This is a genomic window from Myxococcus llanfairpwllgwyngyllgogerychwyrndrobwllllantysiliogogogochensis, from assembly GCF_006636215.1.
GTDB lineage: Bacteria > Myxococcota > Myxococcia > Myxococcales > Myxococcaceae > Myxococcus > Myxococcus llanfairpwllgwyngyllgogerychwyrndrobwllllantysiliogogogochensis.
Genome location: NZ_VIFM01000564.1, coordinates 1 through 910, shown reverse-complemented (window position 1 = coordinate 910; position 910 = coordinate 1). Strand labels below are relative to the sequence as shown.

Annotated in this window: 1 protein-coding gene; it reads left to right on the top strand. The window is 72.9% G+C overall.

The window, feature by feature from the left end; genetic code table 11:
- Positions 1–522: 522 nt before the first annotated feature.
- On the top strand, positions 523–910 hold a 388-nt coding region (locus FJV41_RS49330; protein WP_220137978.1), incomplete at its 3' end, for a hypothetical protein.

Here is a 910-nt window from a genome sequence, read left to right as displayed (position 1 = left end):
GCCCCCTCCCGTGCCGAAGCCCGCTCCAGCTCCACCGAAGCTCCCTCCGAAGCCACCCGATGTGCCGCCCGACCGCAAGAAGGGGCGGGTCGACGAGGAACTGTGAAACTCATGAGCCATCTGCTGACAGGACTGTGTGCCGCTATCTGCGGCGCTGGCGCGGCGCTCGCGGTTGCGGCGCGAGCTGCTCGCCGCGTCGGCCACGAAACCCCTCCCCCGCGTGGTGCTGCTGTTGCGGCACCTGGTGCGCCGCCCGACGTGCAGCAACCACCGGCAAGGCCGGCCGTCGCACTCCCCCCGCCCGCGACGAATGGGATCTGGAGCGGCACGCCGCCACCCCAAACGGAGGCGCGTCGCGCAGCGGATGCCGAGCCCCAGTCCAACGGACTGTGGGCCGGTGGCACGTACAACGAGGAGCCGCTGCCGAAGCCCCAGCAAAAGCCACGGCGCGGTGGCCTCAGTGATGAGGCGCCGACCCCTCCCCCCACGACCAACCAGCAGCCCCAGGACAGGTGACAACACATGGCCGCCGAGAAAGAGAAGCCGAACATCATGCCGTGGGTCGTCGGAGGCGTCGGCGTTGCCGCGCTGCTCGGCGTCGGTGGTGTGATGCTCATGCGCAAGGATGACGGCGTGGGCGCCGCCGCGAAGCTGGAGGCCCAGCTCGCGGAGGTGCAGCGCCAGGCGAAGGCAGCGGAGGACGCGCGCAATGCCGATGCCGTGCGCGCCGCGCAGGCCAAGGCGGCGCAGTTGGAGGCCCAGCTCCAGGCCCAGCTCGCGGCCAACGCGCAGGCCCAGGCGCTCGCCCAGGCCCAGGCCGCTGCGGCGGTCGCTGCTGCCCGGCAGGCCCAGCCCGCGCCGCCGCCTCCCGCCGCTCCTGCGAACGGTGGGGGTGGTGGGGGAATCTGGG